This window comes from Kitasatospora sp. NPDC059803 (assembly GCF_042732255.1).
Taxonomy (GTDB): domain Bacteria; phylum Actinomycetota; class Actinomycetes; order Streptomycetales; family Streptomycetaceae; genus Kitasatospora.
In genome coordinates, this window is the sequence record NZ_JBHWIJ010000004.1 from 1 (window position 1) to 16,303 (window position 16,303).

10 protein-coding genes are annotated in these 16,303 nt (G+C 73.1%); 5 read left to right on the forward strand and 5 right to left on the reverse strand.

The features are described from left to right. The first annotated feature begins 213 nt into the window (after nt 1-213). Both ACFV6I_RS01255 and ACFV6I_RS01260 read left to right on the forward strand, forming a co-directional pair. Nucleotides 214-1,005, forward strand: coding sequence for a hemerythrin domain-containing protein (locus ACFV6I_RS01255; RefSeq protein WP_159398408.1), 792 nt, complete (start codon nt 214-216; stop codon nt 1,003-1,005). 229 nt (nt 1,006-1,234) lie between these two features. Further along, a complete protein-coding gene (locus ACFV6I_RS01260) occupies nt 1,235-1,642 on the forward strand; it encodes a hypothetical protein (RefSeq protein WP_380423209.1) in 408 nt (135 codons plus the stop codon). Nucleotides 1,643-1,724: 82 nt separating this feature from the next. Here the strand turns inward: ACFV6I_RS01260 and ACFV6I_RS01265 are convergent, their stop codons facing one another. Further along, entirely contained in the window at nt 1,725-2,288 is a 564-nt protein-coding gene (locus ACFV6I_RS01265) for an FHA domain-containing protein (protein WP_380423210.1), read from the reverse strand. A 159-nt stretch (nt 2,289-2,447) separates the two neighbouring features. Further along, nucleotides 2,448-2,996, reverse strand: a complete 549-nt coding sequence (locus ACFV6I_RS01270; protein WP_380423211.1) for a DUF1697 domain-containing protein — start codon at nt 2,994-2,996, stop codon at nt 2,448-2,450. A gap of 85 nt (nt 2,997-3,081) precedes the next feature. Here ACFV6I_RS01270 and ACFV6I_RS01275 point away from each other — a divergent pair, with 85 nt between their 5' ends. Further along, the gene (locus ACFV6I_RS01275; protein WP_380336642.1) at nt 3,082-3,552 is read left to right on the forward strand and encodes a pyridoxamine 5'-phosphate oxidase family protein; all 471 of its coding nucleotides are present in this window, start codon (nt 3,082-3,084) and stop codon (nt 3,550-3,552) included. A gap of 66 nt (nt 3,553-3,618) precedes the next feature. Here ACFV6I_RS01275 and ACFV6I_RS01280 read toward each other — a convergent pair whose 3' ends face one another. Beyond that, a complete protein-coding gene (locus ACFV6I_RS01280) occupies nt 3,619-3,975 on the reverse strand; it encodes an arsenate reductase family protein (RefSeq protein ID WP_063347331.1) in 357 nt (118 codons plus the stop codon). Nucleotides 3,976-4,167: 192 nt separating this feature from the next. Here ACFV6I_RS01280 and ACFV6I_RS01285 point away from each other — a divergent pair, with 192 nt between their 5' ends. After that, entirely contained in the window at nt 4,168-5,385 is a 1,218-nt protein-coding gene (locus ACFV6I_RS01285) for a cytochrome P450 (protein WP_380423212.1), read from the forward strand. A gap of 208 nt (nt 5,386-5,593) precedes the next feature. Then, complete coding sequence (locus ACFV6I_RS01290) at nt 5,594-6,691, forward strand: PP2C family protein-serine/threonine phosphatase (protein ID WP_380423213.1); 1,098 nt, start codon at nt 5,594-5,596, stop codon at nt 6,689-6,691. Between the two features lie 184 nt (nt 6,692-6,875). On the opposite strand, the gene ACFV6I_RS01295 is transcribed toward ACFV6I_RS01290, so the two are convergent. After that, nucleotides 6,876-10,151 (reverse strand): SdrD B-like domain-containing protein, encoded by a 3,276-nt coding sequence (locus ACFV6I_RS01295; RefSeq protein ID WP_380423214.1) that lies wholly within the window; start codon nt 10,149-10,151, stop codon nt 6,876-6,878. A gap of 173 nt (nt 10,152-10,324) precedes the next feature. Continuing rightward, the gene (locus ACFV6I_RS01300) at nt 10,325-16,273 is read right to left on the reverse strand and encodes a hypothetical protein (protein WP_380423215.1); all 5,949 of its coding nucleotides are present in this window, start codon (nt 16,271-16,273) and stop codon (nt 10,325-10,327) included. Nucleotides 16,274-16,303 lie beyond the last annotated feature (30 nt).

The following is a 16,303-nucleotide window of genomic DNA, read 5'->3' on the forward strand; positions in this document are numbered from 1 at the left end:
AGGTGCCCCGGGCCCACGGCGTTCCGGCAGCGTCCGGAGGCCGGGCGGGCGAGCGCGGGGCGGCTCCCGCGCAGCGCCGTTTCCCCCGCGCGCATGCCTGTGACCTGCGCGTCAATCGGACATTGATTCACTTTTGATCGACTGTGAGCACCTTGGATGGGGCCGCTCCACCGGCTGGCCCCGCCCGCCCCACGACGTCGTGAAGAGAGTCCCATGCCGATCCATCTACTGCCTCAGCCGTCCCCCTCCGTGCCCGAGCAGGCGGGGTCCGGGGTCGACACCCGGGGCGCGGCCGTGCCCGTGCGGGCCGTCGGCGAGGAGCCGGTGACGGCCCGCTTCGCCGGACTGCGGCTGGTGCACGCCGCGCTGCGCCGGGACCTCGCCCGGCTGCCCAACGCCCTGCGGCTGCTCCAGCCCGGCGAGGACGACGCCGGCGAGGCGCTGCTGCGGCACTGGAGCTTCGTGACCGCGATGCTGACCTGCCACCACGAGCAGCAGGACAGCCGGATCTGGCCGATCGTGCGCCGCTTCGCCCCCGAGCTGCGGCTGCTGCTCAACTGGCTGGAGGCGGACCACCACAACCTCGACCACTCGTTCACCCGGGTCACCACGCTGGTGCGGATCGCCAGCCGGGACACCGGCAGCGCCTGGCCGGTGGCGTACGCGATGGAGGACCTGGCGGCCCGGCTGGAGACGCACCTGCGGATCGAGGAGCGCCAGTTGCTGCCCCGGATGGAGCGGGTGGTCCCGGAGGGCTCCCGGCTCGGCGGCCTGGGCGAGCTGATGGACCTGCTGCGCTCGGCGGACGGCCCGGGGACGGCGGACGCGCTGGCCTGGCTGCTGGAGGGCGTGGAACCGGCGCTGGTGGAGCGGCTGTTGGCCGAGTGCGACGACGACGTGGCCCGCAACTGGCCGCACTGGCAGGCCACCTACCAGCGCTGCATGGCGCCGCTGTGGGGCCCGGCCGGTGCGCTGGGCAGCGACCTGGGCGGTGTCGCCGACTGACCGCCGGTCCTTTTCGCGGCCCGTCGATCTACGCGCGTGGCATACCCCTAAGGCATATGCCGAGCCTTTCCGGAATCCGCTACCCGCAGTTCCAACTCCCCTCGCCCCCTAGGGGATTGGACCCATCACCCTCGGGGTTGCGGCTGTTCGGGCGCTCCGGGGCCGGCCAGGGGGTGCGTACCGCCGACGGCCGATGGCGGGGCGCGTCCGGGCGCCTACCGTCGACGCCATGACCACAGCGAGCACCCCGAACTCCCACCGAACCCCTGCCCGGCGCCGTTTCGGGCCCGCCCTCCACCGCCGGGCGCTCCTCGCCGCCGGCGCCGTCCTGGCCCTCGGCGCCGGACTGACCGCCTGCGACGGCGGTGTCGCGCTCTGCCTCGACGACGACAGCTGCGACGTCGTCGTCCGCACCGACGGCACCGACGCCTTCAAGGCCCTCCAGGTCTTCGGCGGCGACCGCACCGTGAAGATGACGGTCGGCCACATCACCGACAGCACGGTCGAGGTGGCGGTCGGCGACGAACGGAAGACCGTCGGCAAGGACACCGAGACCGCCGTCGGCACGGCGAAGGTCACCCTGCGCAAGGCGGACAAGGGCGACCGCTACGCCGAACTGCACGTCACCCACGGCTGACATCGCCGGCCCGCCCGCCCGACGCCTCCCCGGCGCCTCCCCGACGCCCGCTCAGGCCGTACCGACCGGCCGGGGGTGCGGCTCAGTCGGAGGCGAGCCGGAACTCCAGGTTCCCGAACCGGACCTGGTCGCCCGGCCGGACCCGCACCCCGCCCGCGATCCGGCGCCCGTTCACGTGCGTGCCGTTGGTCGAGCCCAGGTCGTACAGCACCCAGCCGCCGCCCTCGCGCCGCAGTTCGGCGTGCCGTCGGGAGACCGAGGCGTCGTGCAGCCGCAGCCCCGAGCCGGGAAACCGACCGATCGTCAACTGCCCTGCCCCGGTCTCCGGCAGGCTCAGCCCGGGCAGCCGTTCGGTGCGCCAGGCCCGGCGCAGCCGGTCCCCGAACGCGGAGACCCGGCCGACCGTCCGCAGCAGGAAGCGCTCGACCGGGTTCCCGGTCGGCAGCCCGGTCATCGCCTCGTCCAACTCGCCCCGGCTGGTGGCGTGCAGGACGATCTCCATCCGGCCGAGGAAGGTGTCGTGCGACAGCCGTCCGCTGCCCGCTCCGTCCTTGAGCACCCCGAGCGCCTGGTCCCGTTCGGCGTCCGAGGGGCGGACCGCGCCGGAGGGCCGGACGGCGCCGGTGCGGAACTCAGGAGAGGTCATGGCCCGATTGTCGGCTCGGCCGGCTCGGACTGTCCAGATCACGCCGGGTGCCGGCGCACGGTGAGTACGTCACTGCACTCCAGACGCCCGGTGCGCCACCGCGGTTCCGGGCGGCCGGGTGCCTGGGTGCCGGGGCGGGCAGAGCGGGGGGGCAGGGGGTCAGCCCTTCCGGGCGGCCGCCAGGATCTTCTCGATGGTGTGCAGGAACCGGGAGGTGACCGCACCCCGGTAGGCCTTGCCGAACAGTTCCCCGGTGACCCACTTGCCGTCCCGCAGGTGGACCACCACGTACGCGGCGCCCGGGTCGGCGCCGACCACCTCGTGGTCGCCCTTCGGCGAGAGGCGGGGGACGGCGAGGTCGGCGGGCAGCGGCTCGGAGAGGAAGGCCACGACCAGCCGGACGTTGGGCGTCACCTCGACGCCCTTGAACGGCTCGGCGGCCAGCAGCGCGGCCACCTCGTCGACCGTCCGCAGCAGCGCGGGCACCGGGTAGCCGAGGGACCGCTCCAGGTGCTCCTCGATGCGCCGGGTGAGGGCGGCGCGGTCCGGCTCGTCGGTGGTGAAGAAGACGTTGCCGCTCTGGATGTAGGAGCGCACGCCCCCGAGCCCCAACTCGGCGAAGAGCGCCCGCAGCCGCTCCATCCGCACCGTCCGGCCGCCGACGTTGATCGCCCGCAGGAACGCGATGTACGTGGTCGTGGTGGTCACCCCGCCAGTCTGGCACCGGCCCCTGACACCCGGAGGTTGCCCCTGGCGCCCGGCGGTTGTCAGTGCCCGGTGCCAGACTGGCGCCATGGTCACCTGGCAGGATTTCGAGCAGCAGGCACCCGAGCTGGCCCCCCTCGTGCGGGCCCGGTTCGAAGCCGAGAAGCACCACGTCCTGGCGACGCTGCGCAAGGACGGTTCGCCCCGGGTGAGCGGTACGGAGGTCGGCTTCGTCGGCGCCGACCTGATGCTCGGGTCGATGTACGGCTCGGCCAAGGCGCGCGACCTCCAGCGGGACGCCCGCTTCGCGCTGCACGCCCACCCGGGGGACGAGACGATGGCCGGTGGCGACTCCAAGGTCTCCGGCCGCGCGGTCGAGATCACCGACGAGGCCGAACTGTCCGCCTACGCGGCCGATCTGCCCGAGCCGCCGCCGACCGCCTTCCACGCCTTCCGGCTGGACCTGGAGCAGGTGGTGCACACCGCCGTGGGGGAGGGCCACCTGTGGATCCTCAACTGGCACCCGGGCCGACCGGTGCAGCGGATCCAGCTGCACTGACCGGCCTCGGACGCCTCGGACGCCTCGGACGCCTCGGACACGTCGGAGGCTCCGGACGCGGCGCTGCTACGGCAGGACGGACTTGACCGCCTCGGGGGTCCGGGCCACGACGGCGTGGCCGTCGTCCGCGGTGATGATCGGGCGCTGGATCAGGATCGGGTGCTCGGCCATCGCCGCGATCCAGCGATCCCGGTCCGCCGGCTCCCGGGTCCACTTCCGCATCCCCAGGTCCTTGGCGACCTGCTCGTCGATGCGGGTGATGTCCCACGGCTCCAGGCCCAGCCGCTCCAGTACCTGCTCCAGCTCGGCCGAGGTCGGCGGGTCCTCCAGGTAGCGCCGCACGGTGTACTCGGCCCCGACGGCCTCCAGCGCGCCGAGCGCCGACCGACACTTGCCGCAGCGCGGGTTGATCCAGATCTCCATATCGGCAACCCTACCGAGCCGCCCGACGGCCGGGCGCCAACCCGCCCGGCCCGGCGCCCCCGCCGGACGCGCACCCGGGCCGACGCCGGGCGAGCCCCCGGCCCGGCCCGGTACCCCCGCCGGACGGGAACTCCGCTGCACCCTCCGGTGGTTCACGCAGCAGGAACGTGGCCTCTGGGAGGGGAGCACCGGATGGACGGCGCGGCGATCATCGAGGAACTGCTGACCAGCGAGGGCCGGGCCGACCCGTACCCGCTGTACGCGCGGGCACATGCGCTGGGCGCGGCGGTGCCCGCCGGGCCGGACACCTTCCTGGTGACCGGCCACACCGCGGCCGACAAGGTGCTGCGCACCCCCGCCTTCGCCGTCGCGACCGCCGACATGATGGCCGAGCTGACCCCGGAATTCGCCGAGCACCCGTCGATGGCGCTGTTCGGCCGCTCGATCCTGCAGCGCAACGCGCCCGACCACCCCCGGGTCCGCTCGCTGATCGCCTCGGTCTTCACCGCCCGTCGGGTGGCCGCGCTGCGCCCGGCGGTGGAGGCGGCGGTCGCCGGGCTGCTGGACGAGATGGCCGAGCAGGGCGCCGACGGCTCGCCGGTGGACTTCATGGACGCCTTCGCCTTCCGGCTGCCGGTCGGGGTGATCTGCGAACTGCTCGGCGTCCCCGAGCGGGACCGCTACCGCTTCCGCGACCTCGCCTCCGACCTCACCGTCGCCCTGGAGTTCATCGACGACCGCTCCGAGCTCACCAAGGCTGACCAGGCCGCCGACGAACTGGCCGGCTACTTCACCGAGCTGGCCGCCGAGCGCCTCGCCCGCCCGCAGGACGACCTGGTCACCGACCTGGCCCGGATCGCCGCCGACGACCCGGAGCGGCTGCCCGCCCGGGAGCTGCTGGCCAATCTGGTGCTGCTGCTGGTGGCCGGCTTCGAGACCACCACCAACCTGCTCGGCAACGGCTTGGCCCTGCTGTTCCGCCACCCGGAGGCGGCCGCCGGGCTGCGCAGCGGCGCGATCACCCCGGCGGGCTTCACCGACGAGGTGCTGCGCTTCGACTCCCCGGTCCAGCTCACCTCCCGGGTGGCGCTGGCCGAGGGGCTGGCCGTCGACGGGCTGCCCGTGCCGGTCGGCAACGTGGCGCTTCTGCTGCTCGGCGCGGCCAACCACGACCCGGCCCGGTACGACCGCCCGGAGGTGTTCGACCCGACCCGGCGGGACAGCCAGCCGCTGAGCTTCGGCGGCGGCCCGCACTACTGCCTGGGCGCCCAGCTGGCCCGGCTGGAGGCCGAGGTCGCGGTGCCCGCCCTGCTCGACCGCTTCCCCCGGCTGGCCCAAGGCGGCGTGCCGGTCCGGCGGGACCGCCTGGTCCTGCGGGGCTTCGAGACCCTGCCGGTGATCGTCCGCTGACGACCGTCTCGCCGCTGACCGCCCACCGACCCGGCTGCCAGCCGGGGCGGGGGTCGTCACCGTCCGCCGACCGGCCCTGACGCCCCGCTTCCGGGCCCGGTCGGCCCCGGAAACCGGGACGTTCGGCCATTCGTGGCCGGGTCCTCCGTAGGAGAGCATGGAGGGACGAACCGGTCATACCGGACCGGTCGGCCGGGAGGATCCCACCGTGCCCGTAGCACCCCGCCCGCAGCATCCGGCGGCCGTGGAACCCCGGGCACCGCGCTGGGTGCCCTGGCTGCCGGTGCTCCTGCTGCTGCTCGACCTGGCCGCCGAGGCGATCGTCCCGGACGCGGTCGCGGCCGGCTTCCTGCTGACCGCGCTGCCCGTGGTGGCGGCGTTCAGCTACGGCCCGGCGCTGACCGCCACCACCACGGTCGGCGCCCTGGCGCTGCAACTGGTGCTGGCTGTGCGGGCGGGCCACATCAACGAGCAGCACCACGTCTGGGTCTACATCGCCACGCTGCTCTCCGGGGTGATGGGCACCGCCCTGTCCTGGCAGCGGACCCGGCAGAACCGCACCCTGCTGCACGCCCGTACCGTCGCCGAGACCCTGCAGCGCACCGTGCTGCGCCCGGTGCCCGAGCGGGCGGGCGGCCTGCGGGTGGCCGGCCTCTACCGCCCGGCCCAGGCCGAGGTCCTGGTCGGCGGGGACCTGTACGAGGTGTGCGACACCCGCTTCGGCGTCCGGGTGCTGCTCGGCGACGTCCGCGGCAAGGGCCTCGGCGCCGTCCGTACGGTGGCCGACGTGCTCGGCGCCTTCCGGGCGACCGCGCACGACACCCCCGACCTGGTCGACCTCGCCGACCAGCTGGACCGTGCCGTCCTGCGCGACGCCGCCGACCGGGGCGACGACGAGCTGTTCGTCACCGCCGTCCTGCTGCAGTACCGGCCGGGCTCCGACTGCGTGGAGATCGTCAACCGGGGCCACACCACCCCGCTGCTGCTCACCGAGCACACCATCACCCCGGTGTCCTGCGCGGACGAGCTCCCGCTCGGCCTCGCCCACCTCGGGCGCCCCGACGAGCGCGGCAAGCCGACCGCCGTCGCCCTGCCCCCGGGCCACACCGTCCTGCTCTACACCGACGGCGTGAGCGAGGCCCGCGACGCCACCGGCGCCTTCTACCCGCTGGCCCCCCGGCTGGCCGCCCTCGGCACTACCTCGCCCGACCGGCTGGTCTCCTTCCTGGCCCAGGACGTCCACGAGTACGCCGGCCTGCTCGCCGACGACCTCGCCGTCCTGGCGCTCACCCCGGAGCGCCCGTAGGCCTTCCCCGGGTGAACTCCCGCAGCCCGAGCCCCCGGTTCCAGCCCTGCCCGCCCGCCCGCCTGCCTGCCGGACTGCCCGACTGCCGGACTGCCTGCCCGCCTGCCTCCGACAACGCGCCAGTGGCGCCGCTGGGGGCGGCGCCACTGGTGTCGGTCGGGTGTTCAGTTGCCCGTCGTCGGTGTCAGCTGTGTCGTCCGGGTCGGCGGTAGACCATCGCGCACAGCGCCACACCGCCCAGGACGGCGAGGGCGCCGAGGGCTGAGATCAACGCGTCGGGCGCCGAGCCGCCGGTGTTGGGCAGCGTCCCGCCGCTCGCTGACGGACTCGCGCTGTGGGTCGGGCCGGCGGTCGGGGTCGTACTGCCGGACGGGGTCGCGGTCGGCGAGGGAGACGTCGACGCGGTCGGCGACGGCGTCGGCGACGGCGAGGACGTCGGCGACGGGGAGGAGGTCGGGGAAGGGGACGGCGACGGGGACGGTGACCCGGTGGGGGTGGTCGGCAGGATCACGCCCATGTCGAGGTCGAGGTCGCGCTGCCCTCCGCTGAGCGTGACGGTCTGGGTGATGCCGGTGGCCGGGTCGGCGTCCGAGTCCTTGGCCGGATCGGTGCCGACGCCCCGCTTGGTGACGGTGGCGCCGTCGGGCAGGGTGGACAGGTCGAACTGCACCGCGTAGCTGCCGTCGGGCAGGTGGTCGAAGAGGTAGTGGCCGTTCTGGTCGGTCACCGTGGTGACCGGCTTGCCGTTCTTGTCGCGGACGGGCTGGCCGTTGCCGTCGAGCAGCTTCACCGTGACGCCGGCGATGCCCGGGTCGCCGGGCTTCTGGATGCCGGAGCCGTCCATGTCCTGCCAGACGAAGTCGCCGAGCGCGTTGTCGGAGGGCTTGGTCTGCTTGACGGCGACGCCGACCTTGGCCGGCTCGGCGGGCAGCAGCTGGCGGCCGCCGGCGTCGGTGGCGGTGAAGGCGAAGCTGTTCCAGGCGTACTCACCGTCGGGGGCGTCCACCGAGGCGACCATGGGCCAGGTCAGGGTGAAGGCCTCGCCGGAGGGCAGGCTGCCGGGGCGGCGGACCCGGAACCAGGTGGCCGTTCCCGGGCCGGGGAAGGTGCTGCTCCAGGTGGCGCTGCTGTTGCAGCCGGTCCGGTTGACCAGGGCGGCGTCGACGCACGGGTTGGGGTCGGTGGTGTACTCGATCACCACGGTCGGGTCGCTGGTGGTGATCGGCTGGCTCAGCGACGGCGTCCAGGCACTGCCGCGCGGAGCGTCCTGGGTGAGGACGTAGTTGTCGCCCGGGGTGGGGAGCTTGTCGTAGGCGATGAAGTCGGTGACCGGGTCGGGCGAGTCGTTGCGGACGGTCATCCGGTAGGAGATCCGGCCGCCGGGAGTGGCGCTGCCGATGCTGACGTAGTCGGCGTCCAGGTCGCCCATGACCTCCTTGTACGAGCGCAGCACGCTCGGCACGTCCACCTGGATCCGGGAGGAGTCGTGGCACATGAGCTCGGAGGTGTCGCCGTTGCCGTTGAGGTCCAGCAGGTCCGGGACGCCGCTGTCGGAGCCGGAGAACATGCAGGCGACCGGCGCGGTCGGCCGGTCGACGGTCACGTAGATGTCGTTGGTCAGCTCGCCGGAGCGGATGCTGCTGGCGACCTGGACGTCGAAGAGCATCCGGTAGGCCAGCGCGTCGTGCAGGTACATCATGTCGGGCGCGCCGGGCGGCCATTCCATCCGGACGATCTGGCGGCCGTCCGGGCCGGGGGTGACGGTGATCGACTGGGGGGCCTTGGCATCCGGGTAGGCCGGGTCGGGCCGGGCCGAGCCCTCGACGTAGACGACACCGGCCGGGAGCACGTCGTACAGCACGAGCGGGCGGGTCAGGTCGCGACCGCTGCGGTTGTACGGGATCACCTGGAAGGTCGCCATGCCGCCGGGTGCGGACAGCTCGCCGGCGACGGTGGTCTTGGCCGCGCCGAGGTTGGTCGCGGCGGTGACGGTGGTCGAGGCGCAGGCGTTGGCGGCGGAGGTGCTGGTGCCGTCGCCGGCGGTGGTGTCCAGACAGTTGGTCAGCGGGCTGGGGGCCGGGCGCCCGTCGTGGCCGGGGGTGACGACCTGGGCGATCACCTGCACCGAGTTGCCCGGGCTCCAACCGGTCGGGATGGGGCCGTCCCAGGTGAACCTGAGGCCGTCGAGCCGGCGGCCGGCCGGGATGCCCAGCTCGTCGCGGGCCGGGTCGCCGGCGCCCTGGACGAAGGTGATCCGGCGGGTGCTGGAGCCGTCCAACGGGCTGGACGGGCTGAAGGTCAGCCAGGTCGGGTCGCCGTCGAGGCGGTACTGCAGGGTGAGCCCGATGCTGGTCGGGTTCCACGGCTCCAGCTGGAGGGACTGCGGGAAGAGCCAGTTGTACAGGCCGTCGGTGGTGCCGGCGCCGGGGTCGGTCATGGTCAGGCTGGTGGCCGGGCCGGAGGTGTTGGTGGCCGACAGGCTGAAGGAGTTGATGTCACCGGAGGTGACGCCGTCGCGCCACACCTTGCTGGCGGTCACCGTCACACCGGTGGCCGGGGGCCGGAACTGGCCGGTGGTGGTGCCGGCGGTGTCGAGCTTGCGCTCGGCGTCCGGCCCGATCGGGTCGCCGTACAGGTCCACGGTGTTGTCGGAGGTCGTCCCGTCCGGGAAGTCGGCCTCCGGGTAGTTGACGACCAGCACGCCCGGCAGCCGGCAGCCGCCGCGGCCGTTGCCGGAGCGGAACTCCCCGATGTCGTAGCCCCAGGTGTTGGGGCCGGGCGCGACCTGGCTCCAGCCGGGCGAGCGGCCGGTGTCCACCACGGCGCCGGGCGGCAGGGTGTCCAGCAGCCGGCTGGTGTCCAGGTCGACGTTGGGTACCAGGTCGGTGGCGCAGGCGCTGAACTGGTAGGTGACGGTGCGCCCGTCGCCGCTGGAGGTCTGGATGCCCTTGGTCACCGTGTACTGCGGCTGCACCTGGGCCTTGGTGTCGGCGGAGGCGGTCTGGCTGGGCTCACCGGTGGCCGTCATGGTGGCCGAGTTGGTGGAGGCCGCCCCGTCGGGGGTGGTGAAGTTCGGGTACTTCATCGTCACCGTGATGGTGGCGGTGGTGCCCGGACTGAGGTCCTTGAGCCTGATGTCCATGGCGCCGCCCATCGCCCCCGCGGCGGGCACGGTGGAGGCGGCCTGGTCCACCGACGAGGGGTCGGGCGTCCAGCCGACGAACTGCATGTTCGACGGCAGGGTGTCGGTGATCCGCCCGTTGGTGCACTCGGTGATGGAGCAGGTGTACCGGAGGGTGTAGGTGACGTTCTCCCCCGGGGAGGCGGTCGCCTTGTCGACGGTTTTGGTGAAAGAGATCGCGGCCTGGGCCGGCGGCGCCAGCACGCTGCTGCCGAGCAGCGAACCGGCCAGCAGGGCCAGCACCGAGGCGATCCGCCCGGTCCGGAAGTGAATGCGCATCTGGGAAGTTCATCCGACCGCCCGACCGTCCTTCCCCCGACGCAACGCACACCCCCCCACTTCCACCCGATCGGCCGCACCTGCCGACAGGGCCCCGTCGCGTGCCCGTCGGTGCGGAAGGACGGAGGTGGGCCACCCGGAACGAGCGGCCCACCTCGACAGGGATCGTGGGATCAGAGGCGCGACCAGCAGTTGTGCAACACCGGTTCCAGCCGCATCCGACCACCGTTCCGGTCGAAGGCCTGGAGCGCTTCCAGACAGGTCAGAACCCACTCGGCATCGGGTACCTCCAAGCCGGCCAGTTCGATCGCGGTGAGGATGTCCGCCTCGTCGGCCCACTCGGCGCCGAACTCCTTGGCCACGGCGCGGTAGCCGTCGCCGATCAGCGGATCCGTGGTGAGTCCGACGTCGTCGAGGAACTCCTCGACGAACGCCTTCTGCTGGAGGTCGTCGCGAAGCCGGTTGAGGGCCTCGTCCTCGTTCCCGGAATGGTTGTGCAGGCTGATGGCCCGGTCCAGCAGGGCGGGCCAGCCGCCCGTGAGTTCGAGCAGCCTGGTCACCCGCTCAGCGGTGAAGAGGTCGGTGTGCTGCGCCCAGGCCCGCAGGCTGCGCTGGTCGTGGCGGCGGAGGAAGACCGCGATCGAATCCCCCTCCACTGGATCCGTCAACAGCTCGCGCCAGAGCTGCAGTTGGTGGAGACCGACGATCAGGACGACCGCGCGGGTGACGTCGGTCCGCTCCGGGAGGAGAGTCCGGGCGAACACGACGGCATCCCGGCACGTGTCGTTGCTGGTCATCTTCGCGGCCAGGTCGCTCACGATCACCCGCCGTGTGCCGGGCAGGCCCTCGGTGAGGGCCTGCCGGAACACGGACGGGCGCCCGATCGGCGGAAGGCTCCAGCCTCCGACCCGGTCGGTGACCGACCGGAGCGTCCTCTCGACATCACCGATACCGGTGGCGGGGGTGCCGAAGACCACCCTCGTCTGGTTGGTGCGTCCGGCCAGGAGGTCGTCCACCTGCGTCACGGTCAGTGGAGCGGTTCGCTTGTCCGGCAGCTCGGGCCGGCTTTCGAGGGCGATGGTCTCCTCCAGCTCGCACTCGGCGGCGGCGGTGAGCAGCCGGTTCTCCACCTCCTGGGCGGTGCCGATCATGCGTAGGGCGTTCGGCCCGCGCAGGTGCCAGCCCCGGCCGTCGTGGTTCGGGGCGAGGATGCCGAGGCCGACCATCTCCTGGAGGTAGGCGCGGAAGCCCTCGCTGTCGAGGCCGGCGAAGCCGTCGGGCCACCAGCTCGCGCACTCGTCGCGGAGCTCGGCGTCGCTCAGACGGGTCTCCAGTCCGTTGTCCCGGGCGTGGCGGGCGAGGACGTTCGCGATCATGTCGTAGCGGTCGTCGAGGGTGAGCGTGTCCTTGAACGCCGCGGTGATGTCGGCTCGCAGCGAGGGGTCCGACTCGACCGCCTCGACGTCGGTGACGGAGATGGCGTAGGGCGGGCTGCCGGCGTCGCCGCGGCTCCGCCGCTGCTGCATCACCTCCACCAGCCGACTGCCGAACATCTGCAGCAGGAAGGGCTGGTACGAGCAGTAGCCCAGCACCCGGTTGACCAGGTCGACGTCGACGAACTCGAAGCCCAGGGCCCGCATCGGGTCGACGAGCAGGTCGGCGGCGAACTGCGGCGCGAGCGGGCCGACGACGGTGGGCGTCTGCGCGAGGTGGCTGAACGGACCGTTACGGGCCAGCCGGGTGAAGCGCTGGACGGAGTGGAGGCCGGCGAAGACCACCTTCATCCGGCCGGGCGTCTCCGTGCACAGCCCGCGCAGCCGTCGGGTCTCGGTGCAGTGCGGCACGTCGGCCTCGAAGAAGCGGTCGCACTCGTCCATCAGGATCAGCAACCGCCGGCGGGGTTCGGCGTCGAGCCACTGCTTGATGCCGGCACGGACCCGCTCGTAGGGATCGGCCTCGGCCTTGCGGCGGGGCTTCCCCAGCACCTTCTGGTCCGTCAACTCGCGGTCGAGCACGCCCCAGATGGTCTCGGCGCCCAGCGCGGTGCCCTTGCCGATGTTGTGGTGGTCCAGGTTGAGGTAGAGCTTCTGGTGGTAGTCCCGCTGCTGCTCGGCGAACCGGTCCCCGGCATCGTTGAGCAGGGCCGACTTGCCGAGGCCGCGTCCGCCGAAGATGATCTGCGTGCCGTCCGGGTCGAGGATCCTCTTGCGCTCGGCGTCGCGTCCGTAGAACATCTCCCGGCCGATGCGCCCGCGCTTCTCCCTGATGTAGGGGTTCACGCCGGAGAACGGCAGCAGCGTCTCGGTCGCCACGCTGACCTGCCTGTTGCCGTGGGCGGCGAGGTAGGCGAGCGCGGCGTCGTCGACGACCATCAGCGGGGCGATGTCCACCGAGGCTGCGGCGAGTTCGGTCCGTGCCTTGCTGTCGAGGGTGCCGAAGTACGCGACCAGCAGGCTCTCCTTGCTGGGCTCCTGGGACACCCGGCTGAGCAGCAACTGCGCCGAGGGCCGGCCCCAGATCATCAGGACCCGGAGCCGGCCGGCCTGTTCGAGGATCTTGGACCCGAAGACGGGCGCCCAGGCGCGGCCGTTGATCTCGATGTCGAGGACGTCGACGAAACGGTACTCGACGCTGCGCGGAAGGCCGTTCAGCGGAAGGGCCTGCTTGGCCTCGTAGCCGAGGAGGTTGAGCGCGGGCAGGAGCATCTGCCGCGGGTCGGCGCTCTGCCGGCCCTTGGGCGGAGTGGCGCCGAGCGCCTTCCAGGTCTCGAGCGCCTTGGCCGCGCGATCGGCCTCGTCCGCGGACAACCGGGTGTAGTCGAGCGCGGGGATGTCCGGGTGTTTGCCGTGGTCGCGGACCGACCGGATCAGCTCGGCGGTGATCCCCGAGCGGAGCCCGTCCGGTACGGACGGGAAGAACCCCGCGAGGTGGGACACACCGGACACGATCTCGGGCACGGTCTCGCCGAGTTCGAGGAAGTACACGAGGTCGGCGGCGGTGGCCAGCCCGTCGGTCTCCAGATGGCGCAGCACCTGCGCGTGGTCCTCGTCGCTGACCTCGGGGAGCGCGTCCAGCCGGGAGCGCAGCCGTTCGGCGGCCTCGCCGCGGAACCGGGGGAGGAGCTTCGCCACCTGGTCCAGGGTGCGGCGGACCAGGATCAGCTCACGCTTGCCGTCCTCCTCGGCGTGGGGCTGCGCGTCGGACAGGAGTTCCTGGAGGCTGAGGTCCTGGTCGTCGGTGAGGGCGCCGTCGGCCTGCGCCCGCCGGAGTTCGGCGACCAGGTCGGTGTGCCGGGCCAGCAGGGTCTCGCGCCGCCGCTCCTCGGCCTCGAACAGCTCGGTACGGCGTGCGGGAGGGAAGGAGATCGGCTTGCCGGGCAGCGAGCCCTGTTCCGCGAGGTCGAGGATGCGGTGCGCGGTGCTGAAGACGTCCTGGCCCTCCTGGAGCGCCAGGGCCTCCTCCCAGGTCCGGTCCTGGGCCGCGAGCAACGCGGACACCGTGGGCTGTTCGCCGGTGGCCAGGGGGATCTTGAGCAGTTCGGCGTCGATCGTCTGGTGTGCGTCGAGGCCGGGGAAGCGCCGCAAGCGGGCCGGGCCCTGTTCGATCTCGTCCAAGAGGGCGCTCAGCGACTCGTGGGCCGCCCACGCGGAGGCCGAGGCCAGCGAGCCGGGCGATCGTCCCCTGAGCTTGTCGAGGTCCTCCAGGGCCTGCCGGCATCCGTCGAGCAGGGTCTGCCGCATGGCCGCCGTCTCCTGCCGGGCCCAGTCGGTCTCGGCGGTGCGGCCCCGTCGGATGGCCTCGGTGGCGTCGATCCAGGACTTGGCGCAGTCCGTGGTCCGCTCGACGAGGTGGACGAGGTCCTGACGTCCGGAACCCTGCAAGACCCGATTGCTCGAAGCGCGGAGTCCGCGGTCCATCCGGTCGATCTCGGACTGGATGTCGGTGAGACGGGACAGTCGGTCGACGGCCTCCCGCGCCCTCGATCCGGCCTCCGGCGAGTCCTCGGACAGCGCGTGGAGCACCGAACCGAGCAGGCCGTCCGGGGCGAGCCAGCGCTTGGCGATGGTGGTGGCCCGGTTGAACCGGAGCCGCGGGGGTTTCAGCAGGTCGCGTGCCTGCTGGACGACGTCGCGGAGCCGGCTCTCGGACTCGGACACGTCCGCCGTACCGCTCAGGGGTTTGGTGAGTGCCAGGGCGCCGCTGAGGGTCGGATCCGCGACCGCGACGGCGAGCGTGGCGAGGCCGTCGGGCAGCCGGACGGCCAGGGCCTTCAGCTGGGCGCCGGCCGCGTACTCACCGGTGGACAGCGAGGCGCGGAGCAGCGCGGGCAGCGCGAGCAACTCGGTGTTCTCGAAGGTCTTCGTTTCCAGGGTCTCGCAGCGCAGGAGCGCCTTGAGGAAGGCCTGCGGACCGCCGACGGTCCCCGGTTTGAGAGCGGCACCGGCGGCGGCGAGGCGGAGGGAGGCCTGTTCCGGTTCGGGCCGGCCGACGGCCCGAGCCAGGTGGAAGGCGAGGCCGAACCGCCTCTCGGCGACCAGCCGGGTGATGGCCGCCGACACCTCGGCGTCGGCCCGGACGGGTGCCGGTACGGCGGGGGCAACGGCGGGCTCCGCCTCCGGGACGGTGGCCGCCCGCGCGCTCGCGACCTGCTCCGAGCGGTACCCGACCGCCGGCGGGGTGGGCTGTTCGACGGTGGCCGGCGGGGTTTCGGGCACCGGTACCGGCGACCGGGCCTCGGACGGGACAGCAGTCGCGGCCGGGACGACGGGCGTCGGGTCCGGCCCCGGTTCCCGGGCCGGGGTGGTGACGGCCTGCGGGGCCGCGTCGGCCTGCCGGGGGAACGGCAGCTCCTGGGGGAGGACCGGCTCCTCGGGAAGGGACAGCTCCGTGTACAGCAGCGCCGCACCGGCGCAGGTCGGCAGGGCAGCTCCGATCTGCTGTTGGCGGGACATGATCTCGGCCGGGTGGTCCGGCTGCTCGCGGAGCCGGACGAGCTCGACGAGAGCGCCGAGCGTCGCGGCCTCGGCCCGCTCGGTGTCGCCCCAACGCGGCGAGTCGAGGATGGCACGGGCCAGCCCGTGGGCGGCTTCGAGTCCGCCGGAGGCGGGGCTCCGCTCGGGGCATGTGATCGTCAGAAGTTCCAGGAGCGCCGCGCGGGCCTCGCGGTCGCGGCGGCGATCGTCGAGATACGAGCGCACGCTCTCGGCCAGGTCGTCCAGCTGGTCGGGGACCTTCTGCACGCCTGCTTCGGCCAGGCCGTCCCGGAACTGCCGGAAGGTGTCGGTCAGCACGGTGAGCGCGCGGATGTCCTCCTCCGCGGGTGGGTACCCGGCGTCCAGGGCCGTACCGATCCGGCGCGAGGCCTCCTGGGCGGACTGGAAGACGAGTTCCAACGCCTGGTGCGTGGCCGCCACGTCGAGCGTGCCGCCCTGGGTGGGCCCGTCCGTGGCGGCGGCTGGTTGTCCGGCTGCCTCCTCGGGGGAGCAGGGCGCAGCGGGCTCGGCGAACTCGCCCTGGGCGGGGACGGGCGCGTCCGTCTGGTCGTACAGGCTGAACCCGGGAGTCGCCTCGACGACGTCGTCGGCGGCGGCCCGTACGGCGTCCAGGAGTTGCTGCTCCGCCTCGTACCCGAGCCAGTCGCGTTCGGCGGCCCAGACCAGGACCCGCGCGCCGACAGCCGAGGCGCTGCACCAGGAGAGCATGGCGAGCCGGACGAGGGTGTCGCCCCAGCGGGCCACCGGGTCGGTCACGATCCCCGAAGAGGGGTCCGCCGCGGCGGACACGTCGCTCATCACCCGGTACGTCAGTGCCTTGACCGCGCAGTGGCAGCGCCGCTGGCGCGCGTCCCGCTGCATGCGGGAGAGCATGTCGCGGCACAGTGCCTTCCCGGCCCGGCGGGGAGCGGCCAGCTTGATGCCGAGCTTGCCCAGCAGCCGTTGGCGTTCCTTCGGGGAGAGCGAGTTGAAGGCCAGCTCGACCATGCCAGCGGTCACGTCGTCGAGGACGTCCGCGACCGGGTGTCCGAGGGCGTTCAGCGCGTTCGCCAGCGGTTGCAGCGTGGCGAGTGTGGTTCCCGGTGGGGACAGCGGGGGTTCCGGCACTGCCTCGTAGGTGTCGTCCATGCATGCTCCGGTTCGAGGGAGAGGAGGGCG

Bases quoted from the DNA above. Each gene is read 5' to 3' on its own strand.
- ACFV6I_RS01255 (WP_159398408.1), top strand. From the start codon at position 214: ATGCCGATCCATCTACTGCCTCAGCCGTCCCCCTCCGTGCCCGAGCAG.
- ACFV6I_RS01260 (WP_380423209.1), top strand. From the start codon at position 1,235: ATGACCACAGCGAGCACCCCGAACTCCCACCGAACCCCTGCCCGGCGC.
- ACFV6I_RS01285 (WP_380423212.1), top strand. From the start codon at position 4,168: ATGGACGGCGCGGCGATCATCGAGGAACTGCTGACCAGCGAGGGCCGG.
- ACFV6I_RS01275 (WP_380336642.1), top strand. From the start codon at position 3,082: ATGGTCACCTGGCAGGATTTCGAGCAGCAGGCACCCGAGCTGGCCCCC.
- ACFV6I_RS01295 (WP_380423214.1), bottom strand. From the start codon at position 10,151: ATGCGCATTCACTTCCGGACCGGGCGGATCGCCTCGGTGCTGGCCCTG.
- ACFV6I_RS01300 (WP_380423215.1), bottom strand. From the start codon at position 16,273: ATGGACGACACCTACGAGGCAGTGCCGGAACCCCCGCTGTCCCCACCG.
- ACFV6I_RS01265 (WP_380423210.1), bottom strand. From the start codon at position 2,288: ATGACCTCTCCTGAGTTCCGCACCGGCGCCGTCCGGCCCTCCGGCGCG.
- ACFV6I_RS01280 (WP_063347331.1), bottom strand. From the start codon at position 3,975: ATGGAGATCTGGATCAACCCGCGCTGCGGCAAGTGTCGGTCGGCGCTC.